This window comes from Vibrio sp. OPT46, from assembly GCF_015163535.1.
Classification (GTDB): Bacteria; Pseudomonadota; Gammaproteobacteria; order Enterobacterales; family Vibrionaceae; genus Vibrio; species Vibrio alginolyticus.
Map to the genome: position 1 here is coordinate 1 of NZ_JADDYG010000802.1, position 311 is coordinate 311.

The 311-nt window shown below is 42.8% G+C and carries 1 protein-coding gene; it reads left to right on the plus strand.

The window, feature by feature from the left end:
• Nucleotides 1–249: fluoride efflux transporter CrcB (crcB, locus tag IQR33_RS28025; protein WP_193844252.1), on the plus strand; the 249-nt coding region annotated here is incomplete at its 5' end.
• Nucleotides 250–311 lie beyond the last annotated feature (62 nt).

Consider the following 311-nt stretch of genomic DNA (forward strand, 5'->3'; position numbering starts at 1 on the left):
GTTGGCTCATTTATGATGGGCTTATTGATAGCAGCTTTCGATAATGAACTTTTGGCAACGGAACCTTGGCGACAAGTGATTGGCTTGGGTTTTTTAGGCGCACTAACGACGTTTTCCACCTTCTCGATGGATAATGTGTTGCTCATGCAGCAGGGCGCTTTCTTTAAGATGGGGTTGAACGTATTGTTGAATGTCGTGTTAAGTATTTCAGCTGCGTGGATAGGCTTTCAATTATTGATGCGCAGCTAGCAAAGTAGTTAAAAATTGAACAGGTCGGCTTGGTTTCACCAAGCCGTTTTTATATACTGACA